This window comes from Pollutimonas subterranea, assembly GCF_002849655.1.
In the GTDB taxonomy this organism is placed as follows: domain Bacteria; phylum Pseudomonadota; class Gammaproteobacteria; order Burkholderiales; family Burkholderiaceae_B; genus Pollutimonas; species Pollutimonas subterranea.
In genome coordinates, this window is the sequence record NZ_PDNW01000004.1 from 100,025 (window position 1) to 124,291 (window position 24,267).

Sequence of the window (24,267 nt, forward strand, 5' to 3'; positions counted from 1 at the left end):
CGATGTCCTCAAGTGCCGGAGACAGCAAGGCCACTGTCTACCATCATGGCTTTCACTGCCGCCTCCACGTCGTCCGGGCTTGCCAGCGCAGCCGCCTCGAGGGCTTTCGAAACGACCGGTGATGCCCAACGTCCGGTTACCCGCTTGACCGGCTGGTCCAGATAGTCAAAAAACCGCCGCTGTATTTCATCCGCGATGATGGCCCCTATGCTGGCTCCCCGAGTGGTTTGTTCGACAATCGCAACACGTCCGGTCTTCTTGACCGATGCGCCTATCGTGTCGTAGTCGACGTCGCGCTGCGACAAGGTACGCAAGTCGATCACGTCGGCGCTCACGCCCAGGCGTTCGGCCACATCTTTGCAAACCTCGACCATCGTCAGCGTGGCCAGCAGCGTAATGTCGGAACCTTCAGCGACACGACGGGCTTTCCCGATAGGAATAAAATAGTTGCACTCCTTGGGCACCAAGGTCTTGATCCTGTGCAATTCCTGAGGCTCAATGACCAGCACGGGATCGTTGCAAAGCAGCGCCGAGTTCATCAAGCCCACGTAATCGAAGGCATTGGACGGCGCCACGATTCGCCAGCCTGGAAACAACGCGAAGACGCCTGCAGGGTCCATCGAATGCTGGGAACCGTAGCCTTCGTGCCCAGGCACCCGAGTGCGCAATACCAAGGGTACCGAGGCCGTACCGCCAAACAGATGACGTATTTTTCCTGCCTGATTCAATAATTGGTCGCCAGCGACCAGGAAAAAATCGCTGTACATCAGTTCGACAATAGGCCGCAAACCCGACAGCGCTGCCCCGGTCGCCAAACCGCAAAAACCATTCTCGGTAATCGGTGTATTGATGACCCGGTCGCCGTATTGCTCAAGCAGGCCTCGGGTCGCCCCAACCGTGCCCCCGCCCATATTGGCGACATCTTCGCCGAAGATGTAGATGGAGTCGTCTTCTTGCATGCGCGCGCGCGCAACGCGCGGCATAGCTTCAATAAATGAAAGGCTTTCCAATTGATCGGGAGCAAAATCCTCGATCTCGGAAAACGTCACGCCGTCGAATTCCGACATATCGCTCGTGAGGCTATCGTCTACCGTCGCAACATCGGGCCAAAGTTCAGCCCGTATGCGGGTAGCAGAACCCGACCCTTCCACGCATGACTGATAGGCAGCCTCAACCGCCTCGGCTGTTGCTTCGTCGATTGCGTCCAGGTCAGCTTCATGCAGGATTTCCCGCGCAAGCAGTTCACGCTTGAGTAGCGGCCACGGATCGCGTTGCCGCCACTGGTCTTCTTCGTCGCGCGTTCGATAACCGAATGCGCTGCCTGGTACCGACGAGCTTTGGTGATAAAAGCGATAAACATCTGCCTGGATGAACGCCGGGCCGCCGTGTTCCTGGATTTGCTCTTGCGCCCATCGGGCAGCCAGCCACACGGCAAAGGGATTCATTCCATCGACGGAAACCGAAGGAATGCCATGGGCCTGCGGACGGGTAAGCAGTTGCGTCTGGAAGGTGGATTGCTCGATGCTCATCGAGACCGCGTATCGATTATTTTCCAGGAAAAACAACAGGGGTAGTCGATACAGCGCGGCCAGATTCATGGCTTCGTGCGTGGCTCCCTGGTGAACAGCGCCATCGCCAAAGAAGCTGACCATCAGCGAGGTACCGTGCCTGGCTTTTTCCGCAAAGGCATGTCCGCATGCAATGGGCAGCCCGCCCGCCACGATGGCGTTGGTGCCCATAATGCCAAGCTCGGCGCGACGCAAGTGCATGGAGCCCCCGCGCCCCCCCGTCCAGCCGTCGCGCAAGCCCAGGATCTCGTGCATCATTCTGCGCGTTTCCTCGCGCATGCTTTCGGTTAGCCGGCCGGTAACGGCGGGATCGAAATCAGCCTCATACAGTGCGTTGATTGCTTTGGCCAGGCACTGATGGTGAGCCCGATGCGTGCCGTTGATCATGGTGGCAATCGGTAGCGCGGCAATACAGCCGGCTGCGCCGCCTTCTTGCCCCAGACTGGAGTGTGCCGGCCCATGCACCAGATTCAATTTATCGAGCAGCAGTATGCGTTCCTCGAAATGGCGCGCTGCCAGAAGCAAAGTGACCAGCCGCTTGGCGTCGAGGGCGCTTAGTTTTTCCCAGTCAGCCTCTTCTATCTCAAGCCTTTGCATGGGCGTGGTGTTATCGATCCCGATCAGGCGCATGGCGTCTCCGTTACTTTGTACATTTGAATCCCCTAGGCGTGTGCAGTCACGCCGCCATCCACGACAAGGCTGGCACCGGTCATGAAATCCGACGCAGGACTAGCCAGGAAGACAGCCGCGCCGACGATGTCTTGCGGTGTGCCCCAACGCTTCATGGGAGTGGTTTGCACCACCCGTTCGGCATGCCCCGCAATATCGACCCTTGCCTGACGCGACAAGGCCGTATCGATCCAACCCGGCAAGATCACGTTTACATTGATGCCATTTTCGGCCCAGGCGCAGGCAAGCGATTTAGTCAATTGCAGAACGCCGCCCTTGCTGGCCGAATACGGAGCAGTCATGGCATTGGACACCAGGGACAGGATCGAGCCGATATTGACGATCTTGCCACCCTTGACGGCCAAGGAAGCGTGTGCCGCCTGGCACATATTGAACGTGCCTTTCAGATTAATGTCGATAATTTCATCCCATATGGATTCCGTATATGCTTCGGGCCGCATACGCGTGTTGACTCCGGCGCTATTGACCAGAATGTCGACCCCCCCATACGAATCCAGCGCCTCTTGGACTGCGTCGCCGCACTGGCCCGGATGCTGCACCTGCAGCGCGACCGCGTTGACCTTATGACCTGCCGAACGCAGTTCAGAGGCCAGGTCGTGCATGTGTTCCAGGTCTCGGTCGGCAAGCATCAGGCTGGCCCCGCACTGGGCAAACGTGCGCGCAATTTCAGACCCGATACCTCCGGCCGCCCCTGTTATAAACGCCGTCTTGCCGACTAAATCGAATAAGCCGTTATGCATAGGTCCAGATCCATTAGAAACCGATAGGTGAAACGCACATCACACTTTCCCCGGTAGCCACAGGGCGATAATCGGAAAAAGCGCAACAAGCAAGACACCGAGAAGCTGCATCAGCACGATCGGAACGACACCTCGATAGATGTCGGCCGTGGTGACGCCGGGTATGGCGATGCCTTTGAGGTAGAAAAGCGCATAGCCGAATGGCGGCGTAAGGAACGAGGTCTGCAGATTGATGGCTACCAACAGGGCAAACCAGATCATCACTTCGCCCTGGTTCGCGAATGCATCGCCAAAATCCAGCCCCGCCACGATGGGTGCGAATAAAGGCAGGACCAGGAACGAGATTTCTATCCATTCCAGGAAAAAGCCGAGTACAAAGATAAGCACCATGATGGCCAGGACCACCATGTACGGGCTTGCTCCCAGCATGCCGGCAGCATCTTCGATCATGCTTTGTCCGCCGACGCGCTTGAAAACCAGGCTGAACGCCGTGGCGCCTATCGCCAGTATCAGTATCATGCCCGTCGTAAGGCAGGTCTCCTTCAGGCTGGACTTCAGTACGGACCATGACAGCTGGCCGCTGAACATTGCCAGCACCAAGGCGCCGAACGCGCCGATTGCAGCACCTTCGGTTGGCGTGGCCACGCCAACCACAATGGAAACCAGCACGCTTGAAATCAGAAGCCCAGGAACGATAAGGTTCCACATCAGGCGCAGCATCAGCTTTCCACGGCTTCCCGCAGGCGGGGCCGGCCCGGGCGGCACTTTCTTCGGGTTGGTTATGGCTATATAAATGATATACAGCGCATAGAAGCCGCCCAGCATCAAGCCGGGGATCAGGGCGCCTGCAAACAGATCACCAATGGGTATTTGCATGACATCGCCGAACACGACCAGCATGATGCTGGGCGGGATAAGGATGCCCAGGGTGCCCGAGCCAAGGACAGTGCCTATTGCCACTGTTTTGTCGTAGCCCTGCCTAAGCATGAGTGGCAAGGCCATGGTCCCCATGAGCACCACCGATGCGCCGATAATGCCGGTGCTGGCGGCCATGATGATGCCAATAATCACGACTGCCAGCCCCAGGCCTCCTGGCTTGCCACCGAACAGGGCTTCAAGTTCGCTCAACAGCTTATTCGCCACTTTGGACTTGTCGAGCATGATGCCCATAAAAATAAACAGCGGGATGGCGGCCAGGATCCAATTTTCCAGGACGGATCCGAAAACCCGGCTGGTAATGAGTGAAAACGAGGCAAGCGTTATATCGCCAAGCAACATGAACAACACAGAGAGGCCAGCTAACAGAAAGGCAACCGGATACCCTGAAAAGATACCGGCGACGAGGGCCAGCAGCATCAAGGAAGGTAAGAGATAAGTCATCGTACTGGGCTCTCCGCAGCGGCTTCCGGTGTACGTGAGGACAACAACAAGCCCAGATTCCGCATGATACGGCCTACCCCGGCGCCCAGCATCAATACACTGCCGATCGGCAACACCGCTTTCACAAGGTATCGATCGACCAGGCCGCCCGCGTTGGACTGCTCTCCGAACTGATATGCCGTTTGAGCGAAACTGAGGGAGTACCACGCCAACAATGCGAAGAAGGGAAGCAATAAAAAGAGGTCGCCGAAAATATCTATGTAGAGCCGGGTACGGTCAGAAAAGCGCGCCGACAGGACATCAACACGCACATGTCGGTCTTCTTTCAGGGCATAGGCGCCTGACAACATGATCAACAGGGAAAACAGATGCCACTGCAGTTCACCCAGGCTTGTCATGCTCAAATGAGTACCCAGCAGGGGGATGCGTGTTTCCCACTTGCCCAGGTCGCTGAGGCCAAATTGCGCACCGATTACGGTAACCAGCACAACGAAGATGAGAATAAAGATCACTGCGGAGGCATAACGGCCGGGAAGTGCGCACGCATCGAGCAGCGCATCTCCCCATCGCGTTATGACGCCCGGATGGGAGCGCCTGTCCATACTTACCTCATTTCAAGCTTTGCAAGGATTTCCAGCGATCTGCGCCTTCGATATATGCGCTTAACGATCCGTACGCCTCATCGAATAGAGGATCTCTCTTGCGCTCCTCTTCGATGACTTCATGGGTTGCCTTGCGCAAGGCAGCCAGCACCTCGTCAGGCAAGCGTTTGATTGTGGTTCCACCCTTTTCCATGCGCTTCAAGGTGGCCAACTGTTCCGGCACGCCGTTTGTAAGTGTCCACAGGAATGAAGACCTGCAAGCCGTTGTGATTTGATTCTTCTGCAGATCGCTGAAGCCGTCCCATACTTTTTTGTTGAAGGTGACGGAATTGATGCTGGACGGTTGATGCCAGCCCGGGAAGTAGTAGTACTTTGCCGCCTTTTGCAGCTGAATGCTCTCGTCGATGGCCGGAAGGGAGAACTCGGCGGCGTCGATGCGGCCGCGCTCAAGCGAAACAAAGACTTCGCCGCCTGGAATCATTTGCGGACTGACCCCTACCTTGGTCAAGGCACGCCCGGCCAGCCCGCCTATTCGCATCTTCAAACCCTGGAGGTCTGCAACAGTTTTGATTTCCTTGTTGAACCAGCCAGCAGGCTCGGCCGGCACGACCACGCAAGGAAGAAACTTGACGTTGTGCGCGTCGTAAGCTTTCTGGATGATTTGCATACCACCACCTTCCCAGATCCATTCCGCCAGTACTTCTGGCGTGGGCCCAAAAGGCAAGGCCCCTACTAGGTTGGCCACCGGAATCGTACCGCCCCAATACCCTACCCAATCGTATCCGCCACTTACGGCACCGCTGCTGACTGCATTCAATACCTCGAGAGCCGGCACCAGGTCGCCGGCACCATGGATCTTTATCTTGATGTCGCCGTTGCTGATTTCATCAACAGCCTTGGCGAACTGCTTCAGCCCGTCTCCGAGAAATAGCATGTCTTTGGGAAAGGTGCTGGCCACATCGACTTCCACGGCGCTGGCGGCGGGCGCCGCTGCAAAACTGAACGCTGCCGAGAGCGCAGCAATGGTGTATTTAAGCTTCATGTCGTCTCCTATATGATCCAAATGAACCTGCTTGATGAGATTCTGGTACACCATCGTTGCGTGCGGTGTTGGTTGATACTACAAGGCAGAAAATACAATGTCAATATGATATTTGTGATCACAAAATAACTAGATCTGTGCCATACTATTCACGTCCATCACTGCATCAAAATCAGCTGCCACACGGGAATGAGACGGCTCATGAGCAAAGCAAAATCTTTGGCTTCAAGCGCGGAATATTTCGATTACGTCATTGTCGGGTCGGGTGCTGCAGGGGCGATACTGGCAAACCGCTTGTCCGAGGACGGATCTACGGTATGTCTACTGGAAGCGGGTCCGCCGGACCACACACCGTTTCTCCACATACCCGCAGGCTTCATAAAAGTCGTATTCAACCCCAAGTATGCGTGGCAGTTTTCCAGCGAACCGACAGAGAACACCCATGGCCGCCGCATACCGATCCCGCAAGGTCGCACGCTGGGCGGATCCACATCGATAAACGGCCTTGTCTACAACCGTGGCCAACGCAGCGACTACGACGCGTGGGCCAACCGAGGCAATCCGGGCTGGGCTTACAGCGACGTACTACCCTATTTCAAGTCCCTCGAAAAAAGGACAGGTGGCGACGACTACTACCGTGGCCGTTCCGGCGAATTGCCCATTTCCGATATCGACTGGATACATCCTCTTTGCGAGGCGTTCATGGCGGGCGCGGTCGAAGCCGGTATTCCGCGCAATCCGGACTACAACGGCCTGGACCAGGCGGGGGTAGGCTACTTCCAGCGAACAATCGACAAGGGCTGGCGCATGAGTACCGCACGCAGCTTCCTCAAGCCGATAAAGTCCCGCCCCAACCTGCACATCAAGACTTATGCTCAGGCAAGCCAGATCTTGTTTGAAGGGAAAAAAGCCATTGGCGTGACTTACTGCCATCCCCGGCAGCCGGCAAGCGGCAAGACGGTTATGGCCGCCAAAGAAGTAATCATTGCCTGCGGAGCCATCAACACCCCCAAGCTGCTCCAATTATCTGGTGTAGGCCCGGCAGGTCTCTTGCAGTCGGTAGGCATTCCCCTGGTGCACGACTTGCCGGGCGTGGGCGAAAACCTCAGCGACCATTACTCCGTTCGGGTCGTCGCGCGGGTAAAGAATAGCGAGACAATGAACGAACTCGTTAAAGGCTTGAAACTTGGCGGCCAGATATACAAATGGCTAAGAAAAAAACCCAGCGTGATGGCATTAAGCCCCTCTTTAGTGCACTACTTCTGGAAATCCCGGCCGGACCTTCCTGTTCCGGATTTGCAGGGCGTTTTTTCTCCTGCCAGCTACAAGGAAGGCTATGTCGGCATGCTGGACGACTTTCCCGGCATGACGACCGGAGTATGGCAGCACCGGCCTGCGAGCAGAGGATACGTGCGTATCAATTCGGCCGATCCTTTCCGGGATCCAATCGTCCAGCCCAATTACCTGGATCATCCCGACGACCAGCTCACTTTGATCCGTGGCATTCGGCTTGCTCGCAGGCTGCTGCGCTCTAAGCCTCTTGAACCCTATTTCGATAAAGAAACCCTGCCTGGCGAGCTATGTGAGTCGGACAACGAATTGCTCGACTTCGCCAGGCGCTATGGCGTGTCCTCATATCATGTCAACGGGACCGCCCGCATGGGGCCCGCCGACGACAAACTCGCCGTCGTCGACAGCCGCCTTCGTGTACATGGTATCCAGAACCTGCGCGTGGTCGATTCTTCAGTCATGCCGTCGATTCCCTCGGCCAATACGTGCGCGGCAACGATGATGATTGGCAACAAAGCAGCAGATTTGATACGGCGCAGTTAGCAACAGACTATTCTTTCATCTACCGCAAGGGCTATTTGGCCGTCCGCAATTTATCAAAATCGGCATCCAGCCGCCCTAGCGCCGTAGTGATCTTATTGCGTTGGTCGTTGATCCAGTTTTGCTGGGCAACGAGATCGTCTTTGGCGGCAGCAATCATGCGTTGCATTTCGGCCGGCTGCGGACCACCACTTGTTTTGCGATTCTTCACGATCATCAGCGGATCCAGGTTTTCCTTGAACAGGGCCTCGCTCATTGGAAGCGTTTGCGGATAGTCCGTCCCTTTTACCGTTTCAGCATAAATACGCTGCGCCTCGGCATAAGGAAACTCAAGCGGCTTGATGTTGTTCTTCTTGGCATAGCCCACGACTTCCGAGGCAAAATGATGGCCGATCCGGAAGGGCAGCCCGTGGTTGCGCATTAACGCATCGGCGAGCTCCTGCGATGCGGTCCAGTCGCTATTGAGCTCTTCAAGGGCGCGATCAGGGCTCACCACCAAGGCCTTCAGCACGCGATCCCAACCCGACAGCGCCTTGACGGCGCTTTGCACCATCGCGCTATTGGTTTTTGCGCTCTTGGGATCTGACATGCCTGGCGTAATGTTGTGTGCCTGGATCGCCGGACCGAAGGCCAGGGTAAGGGCGGTGGAAGCACTGCTGCGGGTATTGTTGAGCAGTCCGGGATTGCGCTTTTGCGGCATGGCACTGGATACGTAGGTATTATCGCCGCCCTCTTCCAGCAAGATCCAGGGCCGCGGCTGCGCGTACTGCGTAAGCAAATCCTCGACAAACTGGCCGGTATGCAGCGCAATGCTGGTTACCACCGCGCCCACTTCAACGGGATGTTCCATCGATGCAATCTGGGATGCATCGTACGCGTTCTCGACGATCCCGGAAAAGCCAAGGTAGCTGGCCATGCGCTCACGATTCAGTGGCCAGCTCGTGCCATTCAGCACAGTCGTGCCCATGGCGGAACGATCTATGCGTGCATACGTTTCACGTATGCGCTGGGCATCACGCCGCAGGCCGGCGGCATGGGCAAGCAGGTAATGGCCATAGCTGTTGGGCTGCGCTGCCACACCGTTCGTGTAGTTGGGAACAATGGTGTCTTTGTGACGTTCCGACAGGGCCACCAGCGTAGCGCTAGTCTGATGCAATTGCTGGGCAAGCGCCAGCAGGTCGTCGCGCAAGATAGCCGCACGATACGTGGCATGCATGTCCTGGCTGGAGCGGCCAGCGTGCAGCAGCGTGATCTCGGGTCCCGCTGCCTCTATCATCAGCGGTTCAAAAGTAATAACCGTCGAAGGCCTCTTGGCGCCCTTCTGGTCACCGGCCGCGATTACCTTTTCGATACCCTGCGCAAAAACCGGCGCCGCTGACTTTTCGATCAGGCCTTGTTCAGTATTGATGACCAGCGTAGCCTTGTTCATTTCCCCCAGCCAAAAGAATTCATCCCTTTTGGTGTCGGCGGCATAAGCCCCTGCACAATAAGCAAGCAGGGAAAAGCTCAACACTGGAAGTGCGAGTGATTTCATGTTTTGTCTCCAAGATAGAATGTTTTATTGTCAAAAATTTCAGAATTACGATGTCGGCGCAGTACGCAGGCTGCGCCGACGCAGCAGCCTGTCCAGTCCACGCAGCATGCCTACCAAACCGGCCATCAACCAAGCCAGCGGCCCAAGAACAAAGCGCAACAACAGCATGATCGGAAGCAGTACCAGCGTCCAGCCCACGATCTGCACCAGGCCCACCGGCAAGCCGAGCTTTTCGGCGGCGGACCCCAGCAGCGAGTTGATCACGCTCGGATGCCGGATTGCAATATACGCCAGTACCGCCGGCGCACCGTACTTCACCAGTCTGGCGCCAATCACGCTACCGCGCCACAAGCCCGCTCCCAGCGCCGCGGAACGCTGCGAAAAAGTAAGGGACCGCCCGCCTACCGCAGTGGTACGGCCCATGCGCAACACCTTGAGCGCGCTCACGCCGATGGCGACATCCAGGGCCGCCCAGCCCACGTCACCCATGGCGATGGCTTCATCACGGCGAACTTTGCTTTCCAGCCCTTTTATCCCGCCGGCAAAGAAGCTATTGATGCCTTCCAGCACCCGCTCTGTCTGGACCCAGCCTACGTCTCCCTTGGGGCTGATCACGAATTGGCCAAGAAAGTCGTAGCCCTCCGCCTTGATGAACTGAACGGCATACCTGCCGCGCTCTTCGGCTGTCAGCGCACCATTGGTAGTGGCTGGGGCTGTCTCGTTGCCATTCCACATTCGCCGGACCGCGCTGAGTGCCGACTGGGCGGTCTCGCTGAGCCCCCGCATCAATTCCAGGGTGAATACCTCATGGGTCAGGAAGAAATGAATAGGCAGGGTCACGTCCTCGCCGTAGCGGCGAAGCACCTCCTGAAAATCCTGGCTTTCCCCTAACATCAGAAAGATGGGCCTGGCCATGTCGGGATAGCGCAGAAGCGCGAGCCTTGCCTTCGCAAGCAAAACCGGATCGTCGGCATACACGAGAAAAAGCGCTTGGATTTCTGCAGGCTCGCGGACCATCTCGCTGGCCGCTTCCGGCATGGATTGCTGCACCTGCAGGTGCAGCAGCTGCGCCTCCAAAGGCTTGGGCTTGTAGAGACTCGTGATCAGGAGCGCACCCAGCAAAGCGAACAGGCCGGCGACTAATAGCGTTTTCATGGGACGGGCTCGATAGTGTGCAAGCAGGGACGTTTACTGTAGCAGAGGTGCCGCGGTATCCGGTAGCGATACCGAGGCACCTGTGAAACATGGTGCGTCGCCCTGCCCGGTGCTACTATTCCCGATGCCTGCAAGACGCCATCCTGCCAACGCCACACAACGGCCCATTCCATGACGACCCAGACTCAACCACCTTATATGCGCACGCTTTATATCGGCGCCTTTATCGTGCTGCTATCGCTCGGGGTGCGTGCCACCTTCGGTTTGTTCATGCAGCCCATGGGCCTGGAGCATGGCTGGGGACGCGATGTCTTTTCACTGGCTTTCGCCATTCAAAACATCGTCTGGGGCGTCGGCGCTATTTTCATGGGCATGCTGGCAGACCGCTACGGGGCCGGGCGCACGATTGCGCTGGGAGCAGTGCTGTATGTGCTTGGCATGGTCGGAATGCGCTTGTCCAGCGATGAAATGTCCCTGTACCTGACGGCAGGCGTGATGGTGGGCCTGGGCCAGGCCGGCACGACGTTCCCCGTCATTCTGCCGGTCGTGGCGCGCGCTGTCCCGCCGGCCTATCGAAGCACGGCAATGGGGATAGCCAGTGCGGGTGGCTCTTTGGGGCAGTTTGCCGTCGTGCCGACCGGCCAGGTGCTGATCTCGACCATGGACTGGACGGGCGCATTATGGGTGCTTTCACTGTTTGTCGCTGCCGGTTTGCCGCTGGCCGCATTTCTCCGGGGCCGCCCGGAGTCCAGCATCGGCACGCTCAGCCTGGGCGGCGCCATACGCCAGGCACTTGCCCACCCCTCGTTTCACTTCCTGTTCTGGAGCTACGCCGTTTGCGGCTTCCACACAGCCTTCATCACGCTGCACCTGCCCGCCTACCTGACCGATGGCGGGTTGACCGCGGCGCATGGCGCCACGGCTATCGCCTTGATCGGACTCTTCAACGTTGCGGGCTGTATTTATGCCGGCAAGCTCGGCGGGCGCTATAGCAAGAAAACGCTGCTGGCGGCCATCTATTTCCTGCGGGCATTCGGCATTATCTTCCTGCTCGCCGTGCCGCTGACACCCTGGGTTGCTTACGTGTTTGCCGCATGGATGGGCCTGTTCTGGCTCGGTACCGTGCCGCTCACCCAGGGCCTGATCGGACAGATCTATGGTTTTCGGTATGCCGCCACCTTGTCGGGCATTGCCTTTCTGGGGCATCAGGTCGGCAGCTTTATCGGCGTATGGATGGGCGGCTATGTGTACCAAACCACGGGCGGCTATACAATGGTGTGGTGGACAGGCATCGCGCTGGCCGTAGTTGCTGCGGTGCTGTGCCTGCCCATCAAGGAACAGACGCTGGCCAGTCCGGCGGCGGCCTGACGCCAAACTAAAGACACGGTGACGCACATGCCCACGAGCTCTTCATCTGACACCACCGGAACAACGGTAAGACCCGTTCACCGCCTGAGTCTGTGGCGTGTGGTGGGCTGGCTTGCCCTTGCTGCGGTTTTGGCGCTGTCTTTCGTCGGACATCTTACGCCCCAAATGCAAGTGCAGTGGGCGAACTTCATGTCGATGTGCGGGTTTTAGTTATCGGACTTCCGGTCCGCTTCAAACCCAGCAGGCCCATTGCAGGCCTGCTGGAACAGCACTTTACTTCTTGATATTCCGTTCCTTGATGATCTTGCCCCACTTGTCCGACTCTTTCTTCATGAACGCGGCGAATTCTTCACGCGTAGTCGGTTGTGGCGTCATACCGAATTCCGTCAGTTTCTTTACCACTTCAGGATCCGTCAAGACCTTGACGATTTCTTCATTCCAACGGTCAAGAATCGGGTCGGGCGTGCCACCTGGAGCAACGAACGCATACCAGTTCAAGGCCTCAAATCCGGGGTAGCCCGATTCGGCAACCGTCGGAATTTCAGGCAGGTAGGCCGGGCGTTTCAGGCCGGTCGTGGCCAACGGAATAAGCCTTTTCTCTTCCACATACGGCATGGCAGTGGGTGGTGCCGAAAAATACGACATCACGCGTTCGCCCAGCAAGTCCTGCATGGCTTGAGCGCCACCCTTGTAGGGCACATGCACCATATTGACATCGGCTTCCATATTCAGGAGTTCGCCAGCCAGGTGGGAAGCCGCGCCAAAGCCGGACGAAGCATAGTCGACCTTTTCGGGTTCCGATTTGGCCAACGTGATGAATTCCTTCAGCGTTGTAACGCCTGCGCCCTTATGCACGACCAGTACGTTGGGGAAGTTCACGCCGCCGGAAATGGGCGCAAGGTCTTTGAAGGGGTCGTAGGACACCTCCATCAGGTGCGGCGAAATGGTTAATGGACCGACCGAGCCCAGCAGCAACATGCTGCCATCTTTTGGTCCCTTGGACACGTATTGATGAGCAATGTTGCCACCGGCGCCGGGCTTGTTGATGATCGCAATAGAGCGTCCGGTGTTGTGTCCCAGTCTTTCCGCGATCAAGCGGGCCGACGTGTCCGCCGCGCCGCCCGCTACAAAGCCCACGACCAGGGAGATTGCCCTGTCAGGTAGTTCCTGGGCCGCATGAGTCACCGGCACCATCAGCGTTCCCGCAGACAGCACTAGGCTGCTGATTATTTTATTGATTGTCATGAATGTCTCTATACTTTAAAAGTATCTCAGTCAGCGCCGGGCTGTGCTGATTTGGGTTGTCGTTTTTCCACGGCGTAACGCAAGAGCGCGGCGCTGCGGAAGAAACCATGCGCAAACTTGCTGTAAGGCATGGTCAGGAAAAGGGCCATTACCGCACCCAGATGCAGGCAAAGCAATAAGGCCATTGCCGGTGTACCGCGTCCGAGCCATAGTGCGAGGCCGCTCGCGCTGATCAGAAAAAGCAGCGCGATAAAACCCAGGTCCATCGGTCTTTGGGCAAGATCGCCGTGTAGCGGGTGACGTCGGCGATGCAAGGACCAGAGGCCCGCCGTGCCTATCATCAGCGCTACGCCCCCGACGGCGCCGAGCACCTTGGGTAGGCTCGGCAGATCGTAAGGCGCTTGCCAGCCAAAGGCATAGTGATACACAGTAGCCAGGCTGGTCGCGGCAAAGCACAACATAAAACCGTAGAAGGTAAGGTGATGAAAACGCTTGCGCGACAAGGTGAACTTGTCGTCTTCGTTGTTGCAACCTTCCCCGTGGCCTCCGCCCAGGTATTTCAGCTGCAGCACCGCGCTGGTGGCTTCAAGCGCCGCCGGAGTAGTCGCTGGTGCTCCGCTGGTCGTTGGCCCGATATCGCGCAAGAAATGCCGCAAGCCCATGCCCAACGCCAACAACGCAAACAGGAATACCGGAGCGAATAACCCCACCAGCAGATTGTGCGGAAAGACGTTGTAGAAGTCGCCGGCTACGGCACTGTTCCACAGCCCGCTACCCATGGCCACGGCCAGTGCGAGAAAAAGTGCCAGCCCGGCAGCCAGCGCCAGCGTCAGGACAAGGCTGTTGCGCTCATAGAGCTTGCCCAGCGCGGGCGGCCATGCGTAATCTTTATAGGTTTGCCCGCGCAACTGCGCCATGACTTGAGGCACGTTAATGGCAAACTCATGCGGCGGCGCGTATTGGCACGCATGCAAACAGGCGCCGCAGTTGTGGCAAAGATTGGCAAGGTAATGCACGTCTGCCTTCTCGAACATCAACCGTTGCGTCATGGCGGGAAACATAGCGCAAAAGCCTTCGCAGTAGCGACAGGCGTTGCATACTTGCAGCTGCCTTGCCGCTTCGGCTTCCGAGGCGGTCAGGGATATAGCGCCGCCGCCCAGGTCCAGGGCGTCTTTGGCCAGGGCTTCAAGCTGCTGCATGATCGGCCTCCTGCGGGGTGATGTTCCCGGCGCCCAAAGCTGCCTTGGCGGCATTGGTGCCGGCAATGCGGCCGAACGCCGTGCCTATGGACATTCCGATACCTGCGGTGTAGCCCTTGCCCAGTACATTGCCGGCCATCATTTCGCCCGCAACATACAGGTTGTCGCTGGGCTGGTCGTTAAAGCGCACGGCAGCGGTTTCATCGGTCAAAAGTCCTTGATACGTAAAGGTCACGCCAGGTCGCAGCGCATAGCCGTAGAACGGCGGGCGGTCCAACGGCAAGGCCCAGTGTGTTTTCGCAGGTGACAGTCCTTCAGTATGGCAGTCGTCCAGTTTTGTATGGTCAAACGTGCCGACCTTACAGGCCGCGTTGTAGCTGTTCAGTGTTTGCATGAATACGTCAACGTCCAGGCCGAGCTTGCTGGCGAGTTCCGGCAGACTGTCGGCTTTCTCGCCGGGGAATACCGGCGGCATGAAGCGCCCTACCGCTTTGCTGTCGATGATGGAGTATGCCGTCTGCTCGGGTTGGTTGGCCAGCAGCCGGCCCCAGATTGCATAGCGCTTGGGCCAGAAGTCTTCGCCTTCGTCATAGAAGCGTTCGGCCTGGCGATTCACCACGACACCCAACGACACACAGTCGATACGGGTGCAGATGCCCCCGTCATACAAGGGTGCACGCGCGTCGATCGCAACCATATGGGCCTGGGTCGGATCCCCGATCTTGTCCGCCCGGTGCTCTTCAAACATATGCTTGAGCACTACACCCTGATTGAACCGCGTACCGCGTATCAAAAAATTGTCGACCGGCCACTCGCCGCGCTCGTTCTGGCCCCATGCCTCGCGCAGCCATTCGCGGTTCGATTCAAAGCCACCCGCGGCCAGCACACAGGCGCGTGCCTCGATGCGTTCACCGTTGACGTAAGCGGCAATGAAGCGACCATCACGGATATCGAGGGTATCGACCGGCGAATCGTAGCGTATCTGTACCCCCAGCGCCTCGGCGCTTCGGTAATACGCGTTGATCAGCGCCTTGCCCCCGCCCATGAAAAAGGCATTGGTGCGCGCGACGTGCAAGGCACCTGAAAGCGGCGGCTGGAAGTGAACACCATGCTTGCGCATCCAGCCCCGACAGTTCGAAGAGGCGCGAATAACGAGGCGAGCCAGCTTTTCATTGGTCTGCCCGCCGGTAACGGCCAACAGGTCACGCCAGTACTCCTCTTCAGGATAGGCGTCGATCAAGACGTCCTGGGGTGCATCATGCATGCAGCGCAAGTTCCGGGTGTGCTGCGAATTGCCGCCCCGCCATTCCCGCGGCGACGACTCCAGGACCAGGACGCTGGCGCCGGCTTCGCGCGCACACAAGGCGGCGCACAGGGCGGCGTTGCCACCCCCGACTACAAGTACATCGAACATGAATCGATCCGTGTAAGACTATTTAGTAGTCGTACTGTAGTCGCGTTTACGTATACCCGCTACGGCATATGCGGCGACAGGTGTTCACAAATAATGAACACATTGACGCGTTAAGCCGTGAGTTCGGCACCGGGCCAGCATCCTTCCGCGACGAGCTCGCGCATGACGTCGATCAATACGACACGCGCGGCCAGGCCGGCCGGGGATAATTGATCGTCAGACAAGCTGGCCACTAGATTGCGGCGCACCATCTTGTCGTGCAGCAAGGGAATCCGCAGCAATTGCTTGTCGTTCGCGCGCACCACAGCGGCGCCCGGCTGTATGGTGGCGGCGAGGCCAGCCTGGACGATATCCATCAGCATGGACAAGCCATCGACCTCGGCGACGACATTGGGTTCGTGCCCATAATGAAAGAAAGCCGCGTCGATAATGGCGCGCAAGCCATGCGATCCCGTGGGGAGGACCAGCGGCAGCGTGACGATGTCTTTCAGCGAGAGTTGGCCGTCCGTGGGCAACGGGTATCGATCCGGCTGGGCCACGACAAACAATTGTTCCGTCAGCATGGGAACCAGTGTCCAGCCTTGCTGGCTGCCGGCATGAAACAACACGGCAAGGTCCAGCTGACGTCGGCCCAGCATCTGCGATAAATTGCCTGACAGGCTTTCGACCAAGTGAAGACGCACATCGGGATACCGGCGCTGCATCGCCTGCAAAAGCGGCACCCCCAGCACAGAGGATGTCGTGGGCGCCATACCTATCGATACGTGCCCCGCCAGCCGCGCGGCTTTGGCGGCGTGCACGGCACTGGCGGCATGACGCAACACGAGCTCGGCTTCCTGGCGCAGTGCCAAGCCAGCCGCGGTGGGTACCACCCCGGTCGACGTGCGCTGCAAAAGGCGCGTACTGAGTTCGCTTTCCAGCCGACTGATCTGCTGGCTGAGCGCCGACGTAACAACGCCCAGATCCTGTGCGGCGCGGCCCATGCTGCCGAGCTCGACCACCCGCACGAAATAACGCAATTGGCGCAGTTCCATATCAGCGGGTGTCCAAAGAGAGGGTAATGGGCGAGTTCATGGTCTGGATTGTAGCCACTGCTTCTCCGCCAGGCTTAACCATCGCCGGCAACCCAGACCATGAGCATTGTCGCGCAAGCGTTATGCGAGATATCGCTTGAACCACTCAACGGTCCGGCGCCATGCGAGTTCCGCTGCGTCCTTGTCATAGCGTGGCGTAGAGTCGTTATGGAAACCGTGGTTCACCCCCGCGTAGATGTACGCCTCGTACGTTTTGCCGTGCTCGTTCAAGGCCGCCTCATAAGCCGGCCAGGTTTCATTGACGCGCGCATCGTGTTCTGCGAAGTGCAGCAGCAGTGGGGCCTGGATCCTGGGTACGTCTTCCGGCTTGGCCTGCCGGCCATAAAACGGAACCGCAGCAGCCAATTCGGGGTAGGCAACCGCCGCGGCGTTGGCGACGCCGCCGCCATAGCAAAAGCCGGTGATCCCCACTTTTCCGGTGGCACCGTCATACGTCGTCATGAACTCGACTGCCGCGAAAAAGTCATTCATCAGCTTTTCCGGGTCGACCTGTTGCTGAAGCTCACGTCCTTTGTCGTCATTGCCGGGATACCCACCCTTGGAGCTAAGGCCATCAGGCGCAAGCGCGATAAAGCCCTCTTTGGCCAGCCGACGCGCTACGTCTTCAATGTAAGGATTGAGGCCGCGATTCTCGTGAGCCACCACAACGGCAGCCAATTTTCCCTGTGGCTTGGCCGGCCTGACCATGTAAGCGCGTACTTCCCCATGCCCTTGCGGAGAGGGATAGTTGATATATTCCGCGACGATGTCCGGATCGGTGAACGAAACTTGCTGCGCCAAGGCGTAGTCCGGGCTCATTGAGGCAAGGAGCGCAGCAGCGGTCAGGCCCCCCACCGCGAATTTGGCGGACTGGTGCAAGAACTGCCGCTTGGTAATTTTCCCGTGTGCGTAGAAGTCGTAAAGTTGGAGCAATTCGGGGGTGAAGTCCTTCGCTGTCAATCTAGACATGACATCTCCTTTTGCGGTGGCCGGCATTTAAGAACCAAGACAAATTATGCGGTCAACGCACAGCGGTAACCAGCGTTAATTTCTTTTCCGCTCATACGGCCCGCAATCTGGAACCTATACCAGATGCAGATCAACATCCCGTTTAAAGATCCTACCCGGCACAGAGCAGTGGTCCGAAGCGACAAAGTCCATGTAAGCGAATCCAAGATCGATCGCTCAAAAGCTCCCTCGGGTCCGTCGACCCAGCAAAGATCCAACAAAGCTATTAATCACTGGGTTTGATGCTTCGCGCGCGACGGCAACTATGACCTGAGCAACGGGTAGGTTGATGGCGCTGATCGAGCGCCATGTCAACGAAGCAGCGCGTGCCTGAGCCATGGATGCAGGTGCAATGGCCACGCCGACGCCAGCCTCGACCAGTGTCAGAATCGATGGAAGCCGGCTTTTCTGGACAATATTCGGCATGGTATTTTCTCTTGCAAAAATGCCCCGCACCATCTCCGCAAAGTATGGCGATACGCTCTCCTCATAACCAATCAAGGGGTGACGGGCTATTTCTTTCAATGTAACCGTGTCTTCGGCAAACACATGATCTGCCCTTGAAACCAGCCCAATAGGCTCTGAGTAGACCGTCATGCTTCTTATTTTGTCGCTCTGTACGATAGGCCGCATGAGAGCAACATCCAGTTCATGTGCCAGTAAAGCGGCGGTCATATTCACCGAGTCCATTTCTCGGAGATCCAACTCAATGGTCGGATGCCTGAGCCGAAAAACATGCAGCGATTCAACCAGCGGTGAGTTCGCGGCACTGGGGGTAATGCCGATAGACAAGGAACCGGCATCTCCTCGAGCTACCTGACGCGTCGTCTGCACCATATATTCCAGATCGGCGCATATCCGGCGGGCCTGTTGGTACATGACAACGCCTGCCGCGGTCAGGGCAACGGTTCGGGTCGAGCGTAAGAACAAGGCCGTGCCCACCCACTCCTCGAGCTGCTTGATCTGGCGACTAAGCGGCGGCTGACTAATCGAAAGCCGCGCAGCCGCCCTGCCAAAGTGCAACTCTTCAGCCACTACACAGAACGCAACCAGCACGCGCCCGTCGAGCTTCATTATTTCTGAAATGGACATAATTAACGTCAAAAATGGTATTGGACTAGTATTAATCCGCACTCTACCATTCCTACTCTTCCAAAGCACTTATTTAAGCGCATCAGAAAGGACAAGCCGATATGTACGAGAAGCAGGAACCGGAATGTTTGCCCCCCCCGCTTTTTCCCGGTCGAAAAGAGCTCTCCCAAAAAGAGCCGGATTTCGCTATTCGCCAAACCTTGGACGCCATAAAGCGCAAAGAGGCGGATGTACAGGCATGGGCTCAAGTGAGAACTGCAGAGGAGCTGGACGCTGATGTAGTGACGAGCGCCTCCGCGCCGCTCAGGGCCATGCCATTTGGCGTTAAGGACGTGATCAACGTGGGCGGATTGCCAACCAAGTTCGGCGTGGCCGCAAGCAGCGATCAACCCGTCCGATTCGACTCGGCATGCGTCGAGCAGCTGCGATCCGCCGGAGCGATCCCGGTGGGTAAAACCGTCACTGCGGAATATGCCTTTCGCAACCCGGGACCGACCCGTAACCCTTGGAATATCGCGCATACTCCGGGTGGATCTTCCAGCGGGTCTGCCGCGGCTGTCGCGGCAGGAATGGTACCGGCGGCGCTAAGTACGCAGACCGGCGGCTCCATAATCCGCCCCGCCGCCTATTGCGGTGTCGTAGGCTTCAAGCCGTCGTTTGGACTCGTGAGCAGGGACGGACTGAAACTGACCAGCGAGTCGCTGGACGTCATCGGCTGGCACGCCGCCTCCGTCGATTATGCCAAGGTGTTGGCGGACGTGTTGCTACCCAAAATGCCCGCCATGACGACCCGTGAATTGCGTGGCATCCAAGTAGCAATAACGCTACACGGCAGCGCGGAGCGACCCGATCCTGAAGTCGTGAGCACGCTGCGACATGTCCAGAAAACGCTTGAGCGCCGCGGAGCCCATTGCGTCGAGATCTCAATCGATAAGGAACTGGATCTTCTGGCACGAGCGCACACAGCCATCATGAAGTACGAGTTCGCACGCAATCTCGCCCCTGCGATACGGCAGTGCGGCCATTTACTAAGCGCCTCCCTGTTAAATAACGTCGAAGAAGGTTTCGCCGTGCCAGACAGCCTGTACTTCGAAATGTGCGCCGTGCAACGGGAGCTCAGAACTTCCTGGCATGACCTATCTAACGGCGCCGACCTGATTCTCACCCCCAGCGCCTCCGGCGCCGCGCCATTGGGTCAGGTCCATACGGGCGCGCCTGCATTCAACAAGATGTGGTCCGTACTCGGCTGGCCATGCCTTCATATTCCGGTAGGCGTCAACTCCAATAACCTGCCCATAGGCGTTCAGCTGATCGCGGACTGGCATCACGATTTCAGCTTGCTTGAGCTGGCAACAACGATAGAAGAGCAGTTAAACCAAAAAGGAGATACCAATGATTAAGATCCAAAACTTTGCTGGCAAGGCCGTTGCAACACTGGTTGCAAGTGTAGGCCTCTGTATGACCGCCACCGTACATGCTGACCCAGTATCAACGTATCCGTCGCGGGCAATTACGGTCACCACCCCCACCGCGGCAGGAGGCGGAACCGATATCGTCGCACGCGTCGTTTCAGAAAGACTGGCGTCGGTACTGGGACAATCGATTGTGGTCGCCAACAAGCCTGGAGCCGGCGGCGTCATTGGCAACCAAGCCATGCTGCGCGAAAAGAATGATGGCTATAGCCTCTTCATTACGGCAAACAGCAATCAGCTTATCGTTCCTTGGGTTTTCAAGGATGCCAACTTTGATCCAATCAACGACTTCGAACCCGTCGCTGGCCTCGGCATTGTGCCGTATGTGCTCGCCGTCCATCCCGATTTTCCCTCAAAAAATCTTGATGAGTTCCTGGCTTTGATCAAAGCGAACCCCGGCAAGTATCAGTATGCATCCGCTGGGGCGGGCACGTTAAATCACCTTATTCCCGAAATGCTGACTCATGCGTTAGGCACGAGCATGGAACATATTCCTTATCGTGGCGTAGCACCCGCAATGGCCGATGTGTTAGGCGGCCGCGTGCCTATTGTCTTCGGTAGCCTTTCGTCCGTCCTTGAAAACATACGGGCGGGCAAACTGCGGGCCCTCGGTGTGAGCAGCATGGAGCGCGCAGGTGTGCTTCCAGAGATACCGGCGCTTAGCGAAAAAATTCCCGGCTTCCGAAGTGAAATGTGGGTGGCCCTCTATGCTCCTGCAGGCACACCTGAGCCGGTAATCACAAAACTGCATAAAGCAGTTCAGCTCGCTTTGGCCGACCCGAAGACTCACGAAATCTTCAAGGGCTTGGGAATGACGGTCATGAACGAAGGGCCCGCCGAACTGGCTGCCCTGCAAGAAGCCGAATACCTGCAATGGAAGGAAACCGTTGCACAAGCTGGAGCAAATGCGAATTAGGGTGTCGTCATAGTGAATCGGCGGAGTATCTATTTCTCCGCGATCAAACGGTCAGCACCACCGACCCTTGCCGGGATCGGGACTCGAGTTCACGATGGGCTTGCGCAGCCTGGGCGAGGTCGAACGTTGTAATGTGATCAGGCTGGAGTATCCGGTCGCCCAACGCCTTGAACAGCGCGGCGGCTGCCGCATGCAGCGTCACGGTGGTCCTCAAGTGCTGGAATACACTGGGCCGCGACAGGGAATTGGATTTGGGGAACAGGGCCGAGACTTCAAACGGCGGCACGGGGCCCGAAGCCTGGCCGAAATTGGCCAGATGACCGCAAGGCGCCAGGCATGCCAACGAGCCCATAAACGTGTCCTTGCCCACGGCATCGTACGCCACCTGCACGCCTTCATTTTCCGTAATTTCATTTACCCGGGCCACAAAGTCCTCTCGCCTGTACTGAATGACATGACTGCATCCTTGGCGCCGGGCAAGCTCCATTTTATGATCCGAGCCCACTGTGCCTATGACGCGAGCGCCCAGGTGGGCGGCCCATTGACTGAGCAGGGAGCCGACACCGCCGGTGGCCGCATGCACGAGCACCCAGTCACCGGGTCCAACCGCGTACACCTCATGCAGCAGCACCCAAGCCGTCAGGCCCTTGAGCAAGGTGGCGGCAACAACCTGGTCGTCGATGCCCGCCGGAACCAGGATCGCCGCATTGGCCGGCAGCAGGCGTTCCTCTGAATAAGCGCCATAGCCTCTGTGAATGTAGGCGACACGGTCGCCAAGGTTCAAATGCTTGACGTCGCTACCAAGCTCCGTGACGATGCCGACGCCTTCAATACCCGGCACACCTGGAAGGGCAAGCGTCTGATACAAGCCCGATCGAACATAGACATCATGAAAATTCACGCCGATGGCGGTGTGCCGCAGCCTGATCTCTCCCGGCAAAGGGAGCCCAACAGGGACCGGTTCGAATATCAGGTTCTCGGCTGGGCCGGCTTGATGCAGGACTATGGCTGAAGGCATATCAATTTAATCCCGAGGAAAGAATCGTTCATTAATAGTACAGCGCCGCCCCTATTGGGCCTTGATGTCTCCTTGTTGTATCACTTTGGTCCATTTGGCGACGTCATCTCGGATGCGCTGTTCAAATTCTTCCGGTGTACTGCCAATAGGCTCAAAACCCAGGCTCTTCAATTTTTCATGAAGATCTCCGGTGCGCACGGCCTTGGCCAGAGTCGCAGAAAGTTGGTCCATAACTGCCGCAGGCACGCCCGCCGGTGCCACAAGACCAAACAGCGGCGAAGTATCGACGCCCGATAAGCCGACATCCCCAAAGGTCGGCTGGGAATATAGAACCGTACCGGCTTATCAGGATAGCTGGCCGCCTGTACCGATGATGCCCATGGCGTGGCCCCTGCGGACAGTGACAAAGCCGATGTCCGAATTACAAAAGCCTGCTTGGTGTGTCCATATTATGTCTCCTCTTTATTTAATGTATGGAGTGATCTACCGCGTTCTGCCTGCAATGAATAATGTGTGTGGAATACTTGCCATACCCGCCCATCATTGAAGTCGCGCAATCCTCTGCCGCATGTGCCTTGGCCGCCGAAGCCGCGCGATGTCTCTAAGCCTGTACGACACAGCCGAACGCTCCGTTCGTCGATTTGAACTGGCCTGCAGGCACGCAGATTCGTAGACTGTCTTTCTGTCTGAACGAGGTGCCTATGATCGAACAAGCGTTAAACGGCGTGCGGGTTGTCGACCTGTCGCGCATCCTGGCTGGCCCGTGGTGTACTCAGAACCTGGCCGACTTGGGCGCCGAGGTTGTCAAGATCGAACGGCCCGGAACCGGTGATGACACGAGACGTTGGGGACCACCCTTCATGATGTCCAACGACGGCAGCGAGCGAACGTCGGCCTACTTCATGTGCTGCAACCGTAACAAAAAGTCGGTATGTCTGGACTTCAAGGCCGAAAGCGACCGGCAGAAGTTGTTGCAATTACTCAGAACTGCCGACGTGGTCGTCGAAAATTATCGCGTGGGCACGTTGAAACAATATGGCCTGGACTACGAAAGTGTGCGGGCGCTGAATCCCGAAGTCGTGTATTTATCGATTACCGGCTACGGCCAGGACGGTCCCAAGGCGGACCGTCCTGGCTACGACTACATTTTCCAGGGGCTGGGCGGATTAATGAGCTATACCGGGCGTGCCGATGGCGAACCCGGTGCGGGACCCTTGCGTGCCGGGGTGGCCGTGGTGGATGTGACCACCGGCATGTACGCCACATCGGCGGTGCTGGCAGCCTTGTATCAACGCAGCAAGACCGGCCGGGGCACGTATCTGGATATTGCCCTGCTGGACGTCGCCGTGGCCATGAATGCAAATCAAGCTTCAAATTTCCTGGTATCGGGCAGCTCGCCCGAGCGCAGCGGAAATGCGCACCCCAATCTGGCGCCTTACGAAGTGTTCCAGGCTTCGGACGGCTATTTCATCCTGGCGGTGGGGAACGACGAGCAGTTCACGCGGCTTTGCCAGATGATCGATCAGCCGCATTGGGCGCATGACCCGAAATTCAGCAGCAATGCGGACAGGCTGGCAAATCTGATTGACTTGCGGGGCATTCTGGCCAGTGTATTTCTTGATGCGCCGCGCGAATACTGGGGCCGTCAGTTGCAGGCCCGCGGTATTTCCTGGGGCACGGTCAATAGCCTGGATGAAGTCTTTAGTGATGAACAAGTCGTACACCGGGAAATGCTGCGTACGACACATCACCCTGAATACGGCGACATGCCGATCGTGCGCAACCCCATGTTGTCTGATCCACAATCACGCCGTGCGCCCGTCAAGCCAGTGCCGCAGCTCGGTGAACATACCGAAGAAGTGCTCGCGTCGTTACCGGCGGCATAACCACCCAAAAACCAGATTATCAAAGCCATAAACCA

At 57.6% G+C, this 24,267-nt stretch carries 19 protein-coding genes and 1 pseudogene; 5 read left to right on the forward strand and 15 right to left on the reverse strand.

From position 1 onward, the window contains the following. Nucleotides 1-8 precede the first annotated feature (8 nt). The 5 genes from CR159_RS06355 to CR159_RS06375 are packed head-to-tail and all read right to left on the reverse strand — an operon-like array spanning nt 9 to nt 6,022. A complete protein-coding gene (locus tag CR159_RS06355) occupies nt 9-2,198 on the reverse strand; it encodes an alpha-ketoacid dehydrogenase subunit alpha/beta (protein WP_102073169.1) in 2,190 nt (729 codons plus the stop codon). A 32-nt stretch (nt 2,199-2,230) separates the two neighbouring features. Further along, a complete protein-coding gene (locus CR159_RS06360) occupies nt 2,231-2,998 on the reverse strand; it encodes an SDR family NAD(P)-dependent oxidoreductase (protein WP_102073170.1) in 768 nt (255 codons plus the stop codon). A 39-nt stretch (nt 2,999-3,037) separates the two neighbouring features. Beyond that, nucleotides 3,038-4,378, reverse strand: coding sequence for a TRAP transporter large permease (locus CR159_RS06365; RefSeq protein ID WP_102073171.1), 1,341 nt, complete (start codon nt 4,376-4,378; stop codon nt 3,038-3,040). Further along, entirely contained in the window at nt 4,375-4,980 is a 606-nt protein-coding gene (locus tag CR159_RS06370) for a TRAP transporter small permease subunit (RefSeq protein ID WP_102073172.1), read from the reverse strand. Before CR159_RS06370 ends, CR159_RS06365 begins: the two co-directional genes overlap by 4 nt. A gap of 7 nt (nt 4,981-4,987) precedes the next feature. Next, a complete protein-coding gene (locus tag CR159_RS06375; protein WP_102073173.1) occupies nt 4,988-6,022 on the reverse strand; it encodes a TRAP transporter substrate-binding protein in 1,035 nt (344 codons plus the stop codon). 201 nt (nt 6,023-6,223) lie between these two features. On the opposite strand from CR159_RS06375, the gene CR159_RS06380 reads away from it, so the two are divergent. Then, nucleotides 6,224-7,855 (forward strand): GMC family oxidoreductase, encoded by a 1,632-nt coding sequence (locus CR159_RS06380; protein ID WP_102073174.1) that lies wholly within the window; start codon nt 6,224-6,226, stop codon nt 7,853-7,855. 31 nt (nt 7,856-7,886) lie between these two features. Here CR159_RS06380 and CR159_RS06385 read toward each other — a convergent pair whose 3' ends face one another. Together CR159_RS06385 and CR159_RS06390 are read right to left on the reverse strand one after the other, a co-directional pair. Beyond that, nucleotides 7,887-9,386, reverse strand: coding sequence for an argininosuccinate lyase (locus CR159_RS06385; protein WP_102073175.1), 1,500 nt, complete (start codon nt 9,384-9,386; stop codon nt 7,887-7,889). Nucleotides 9,387-9,431: 45 nt separating this feature from the next. Next, the gene (locus CR159_RS06390; protein ID WP_102073176.1) at nt 9,432-10,541 is read right to left on the reverse strand and encodes a hypothetical protein; all 1,110 of its coding nucleotides are present in this window, start codon (nt 10,539-10,541) and stop codon (nt 9,432-9,434) included. 171 nt (nt 10,542-10,712) lie between these two features. On the opposite strand from CR159_RS06390, the gene CR159_RS06395 reads away from it, so the two are divergent. Beyond that, a complete protein-coding gene (locus tag CR159_RS06395; protein ID WP_102073177.1) occupies nt 10,713-11,909 on the forward strand; it encodes an MFS transporter in 1,197 nt (398 codons plus the stop codon). 273 nt (nt 11,910-12,182) lie between these two features. On the opposite strand, the gene CR159_RS06405 is transcribed toward CR159_RS06395, so the two are convergent. The 6 genes from CR159_RS06405 to CR159_RS06430 form a co-directional block, all read right to left on the reverse strand. Then, the gene (locus CR159_RS06405; protein WP_233208210.1) at nt 12,183-13,103 is read right to left on the reverse strand and encodes a Bug family tripartite tricarboxylate transporter substrate binding protein; all 921 of its coding nucleotides are present in this window, start codon (nt 13,101-13,103) and stop codon (nt 12,183-12,185) included. Between the two features lie 77 nt (nt 13,104-13,180). After that, nucleotides 13,181-14,353, reverse strand: coding sequence for a tricarballylate utilization 4Fe-4S protein TcuB (gene tcuB, locus CR159_RS06410; protein ID WP_102073180.1), 1,173 nt, complete (start codon nt 14,351-14,353; stop codon nt 13,181-13,183). Continuing rightward, nucleotides 14,340-15,767, reverse strand: coding sequence for an FAD-dependent tricarballylate dehydrogenase TcuA (gene tcuA / locus CR159_RS06415; protein ID WP_102073181.1), 1,428 nt, complete (start codon nt 15,765-15,767; stop codon nt 14,340-14,342). The genes tcuB and tcuA overlap by 14 nt, the downstream gene beginning before the upstream one ends. Nucleotides 15,768-15,877: 110 nt before the next feature. Next, nucleotides 15,878-16,801 (reverse strand): LysR family transcriptional regulator, encoded by a 924-nt coding sequence (locus tag CR159_RS06420; protein ID WP_102073182.1) that lies wholly within the window; start codon nt 16,799-16,801, stop codon nt 15,878-15,880. Nucleotides 16,802-16,921: 120 nt separating this feature from the next. Beyond that, nucleotides 16,922-17,809 carry a YghX family hydrolase gene (yghX, locus tag CR159_RS06425; RefSeq protein WP_102073183.1) on the reverse strand — a complete coding sequence of 296 codons (888 nt, stop codon included), beginning with the start codon at nt 17,807-17,809 and terminating at the stop codon, nt 16,922-16,924. A gap of 216 nt (nt 17,810-18,025) precedes the next feature. After that, nucleotides 18,026-18,940: a LysR family transcriptional regulator gene (locus CR159_RS06430; protein WP_102073184.1), complete on the reverse strand. Its 915-nt coding sequence runs from the start codon at nt 18,938-18,940 to the stop codon at nt 18,026-18,028. A gap of 248 nt (nt 18,941-19,188) precedes the next feature. On the opposite strand from CR159_RS06430, the gene CR159_RS06435 reads away from it, so the two are divergent. Together CR159_RS06435 and CR159_RS06440 are read left to right on the forward strand one after the other, a co-directional pair. Beyond that, on the forward strand, nt 19,189-20,340 hold the full coding sequence (locus tag CR159_RS06435; RefSeq protein WP_158238512.1) for an amidase: 1,152 nt from the start codon (nt 19,189-19,191) through the stop codon (nt 20,338-20,340). Further along, the gene (locus CR159_RS06440) at nt 20,333-21,328 is read left to right on the forward strand and encodes a Bug family tripartite tricarboxylate transporter substrate binding protein (RefSeq protein ID WP_102073186.1); all 996 of its coding nucleotides are present in this window, start codon (nt 20,333-20,335) and stop codon (nt 21,326-21,328) included. The genes CR159_RS06435 and CR159_RS06440 overlap by 8 nt, the downstream gene beginning before the upstream one ends. Nucleotides 21,329-21,371: 43 nt before the next feature. Here CR159_RS06440 and CR159_RS06445 read toward each other — a convergent pair whose 3' ends face one another. Both CR159_RS06445 and CR159_RS06450 read right to left on the reverse strand, forming a co-directional pair. Beyond that, nucleotides 21,372-22,346 (reverse strand): quinone oxidoreductase family protein, encoded by a 975-nt coding sequence (locus CR159_RS06445; protein ID WP_102073187.1) that lies wholly within the window; start codon nt 22,344-22,346, stop codon nt 21,372-21,374. Nucleotides 22,347-22,397: 51 nt separating this feature from the next. Further along, nucleotides 22,398-22,658, reverse strand: a pseudogene (locus CR159_RS06450) (tripartite tricarboxylate transporter substrate-binding protein); the annotation flags it as partial. Between the two features lie 389 nt (nt 22,659-23,047). On the opposite strand from CR159_RS06450, the gene CR159_RS06455 reads away from it, so the two are divergent. Further along, nucleotides 23,048-24,232 (forward strand): CaiB/BaiF CoA transferase family protein, encoded by a 1,185-nt coding sequence (locus tag CR159_RS06455; RefSeq protein WP_102073188.1) that lies wholly within the window; start codon nt 23,048-23,050, stop codon nt 24,230-24,232. Nucleotides 24,233-24,267 lie beyond the last annotated feature (35 nt).

Coding starts and splice junctions, on each gene's coding strand:
- CR159_RS06420 (WP_102073182.1), bottom strand. CDS start 16,801: ATGGAACTGCGCCAATTGCGTTATTTCGTGCGGGTGGTCGAGCTCGGC.
- CR159_RS06440 (WP_102073186.1), top strand. CDS start 20,333: ATGATTAAGATCCAAAACTTTGCTGGCAAGGCCGTTGCAACACTGGTT.
- CR159_RS06395 (WP_102073177.1), top strand. CDS start 10,713: ATGACGACCCAGACTCAACCACCTTATATGCGCACGCTTTATATCGGC.
- yghX (WP_102073183.1), bottom strand. CDS start 17,809: ATGTCTAGATTGACAGCGAAGGACTTCACCCCCGAATTGCTCCAACTT.
- CR159_RS06390 (WP_102073176.1), bottom strand. CDS start 10,541: ATGAAAACGCTATTAGTCGCCGGCCTGTTCGCTTTGCTGGGTGCGCTC.
- tcuA (WP_102073181.1), bottom strand. CDS start 15,767: ATGTTCGATGTACTTGTAGTCGGGGGTGGCAACGCCGCCCTGTGCGCC.
- CR159_RS06375 (WP_102073173.1), bottom strand. CDS start 6,022: ATGAAGCTTAAATACACCATTGCTGCGCTCTCGGCAGCGTTCAGTTTT.
- CR159_RS06370 (WP_102073172.1), bottom strand. CDS start 4,980: ATGGACAGGCGCTCCCATCCGGGCGTCATAACGCGATGGGGAGATGCG.
- CR159_RS06405 (WP_233208210.1), bottom strand. CDS start 13,103: ATGGTGCCGGTGACTCATGCGGCCCAGGAACTACCTGACAGGGCAATC.
- CR159_RS06360 (WP_102073170.1), bottom strand. CDS start 2,998: ATGCATAACGGCTTATTCGATTTAGTCGGCAAGACGGCGTTTATAACA.
- CR159_RS06455 (WP_102073188.1), top strand. CDS start 23,048: ATGATCGAACAAGCGTTAAACGGCGTGCGGGTTGTCGACCTGTCGCGC.
- CR159_RS06430 (WP_102073184.1), bottom strand. CDS start 18,940: ATGTCCATTTCAGAAATAATGAAGCTCGACGGGCGCGTGCTGGTTGCG.
- CR159_RS06385 (WP_102073175.1), bottom strand. CDS start 9,386: ATGAAATCACTCGCACTTCCAGTGTTGAGCTTTTCCCTGCTTGCTTAT.
- CR159_RS06380 (WP_102073174.1), top strand. CDS start 6,224: ATGAGCAAAGCAAAATCTTTGGCTTCAAGCGCGGAATATTTCGATTAC.
- CR159_RS06355 (WP_102073169.1), bottom strand. CDS start 2,198: ATGCGCCTGATCGGGATCGATAACACCACGCCCATGCAAAGGCTTGAG.
- CR159_RS06445 (WP_102073187.1), bottom strand. CDS start 22,346: ATGCCTTCAGCCATAGTCCTGCATCAAGCCGGCCCAGCCGAGAACCTG.
- CR159_RS06365 (WP_102073171.1), bottom strand. CDS start 4,378: ATGACTTATCTCTTACCTTCCTTGATGCTGCTGGCCCTCGTCGCCGGT.
- tcuB (WP_102073180.1), bottom strand. CDS start 14,353: ATGCAGCAGCTTGAAGCCCTGGCCAAAGACGCCCTGGACCTGGGCGGC.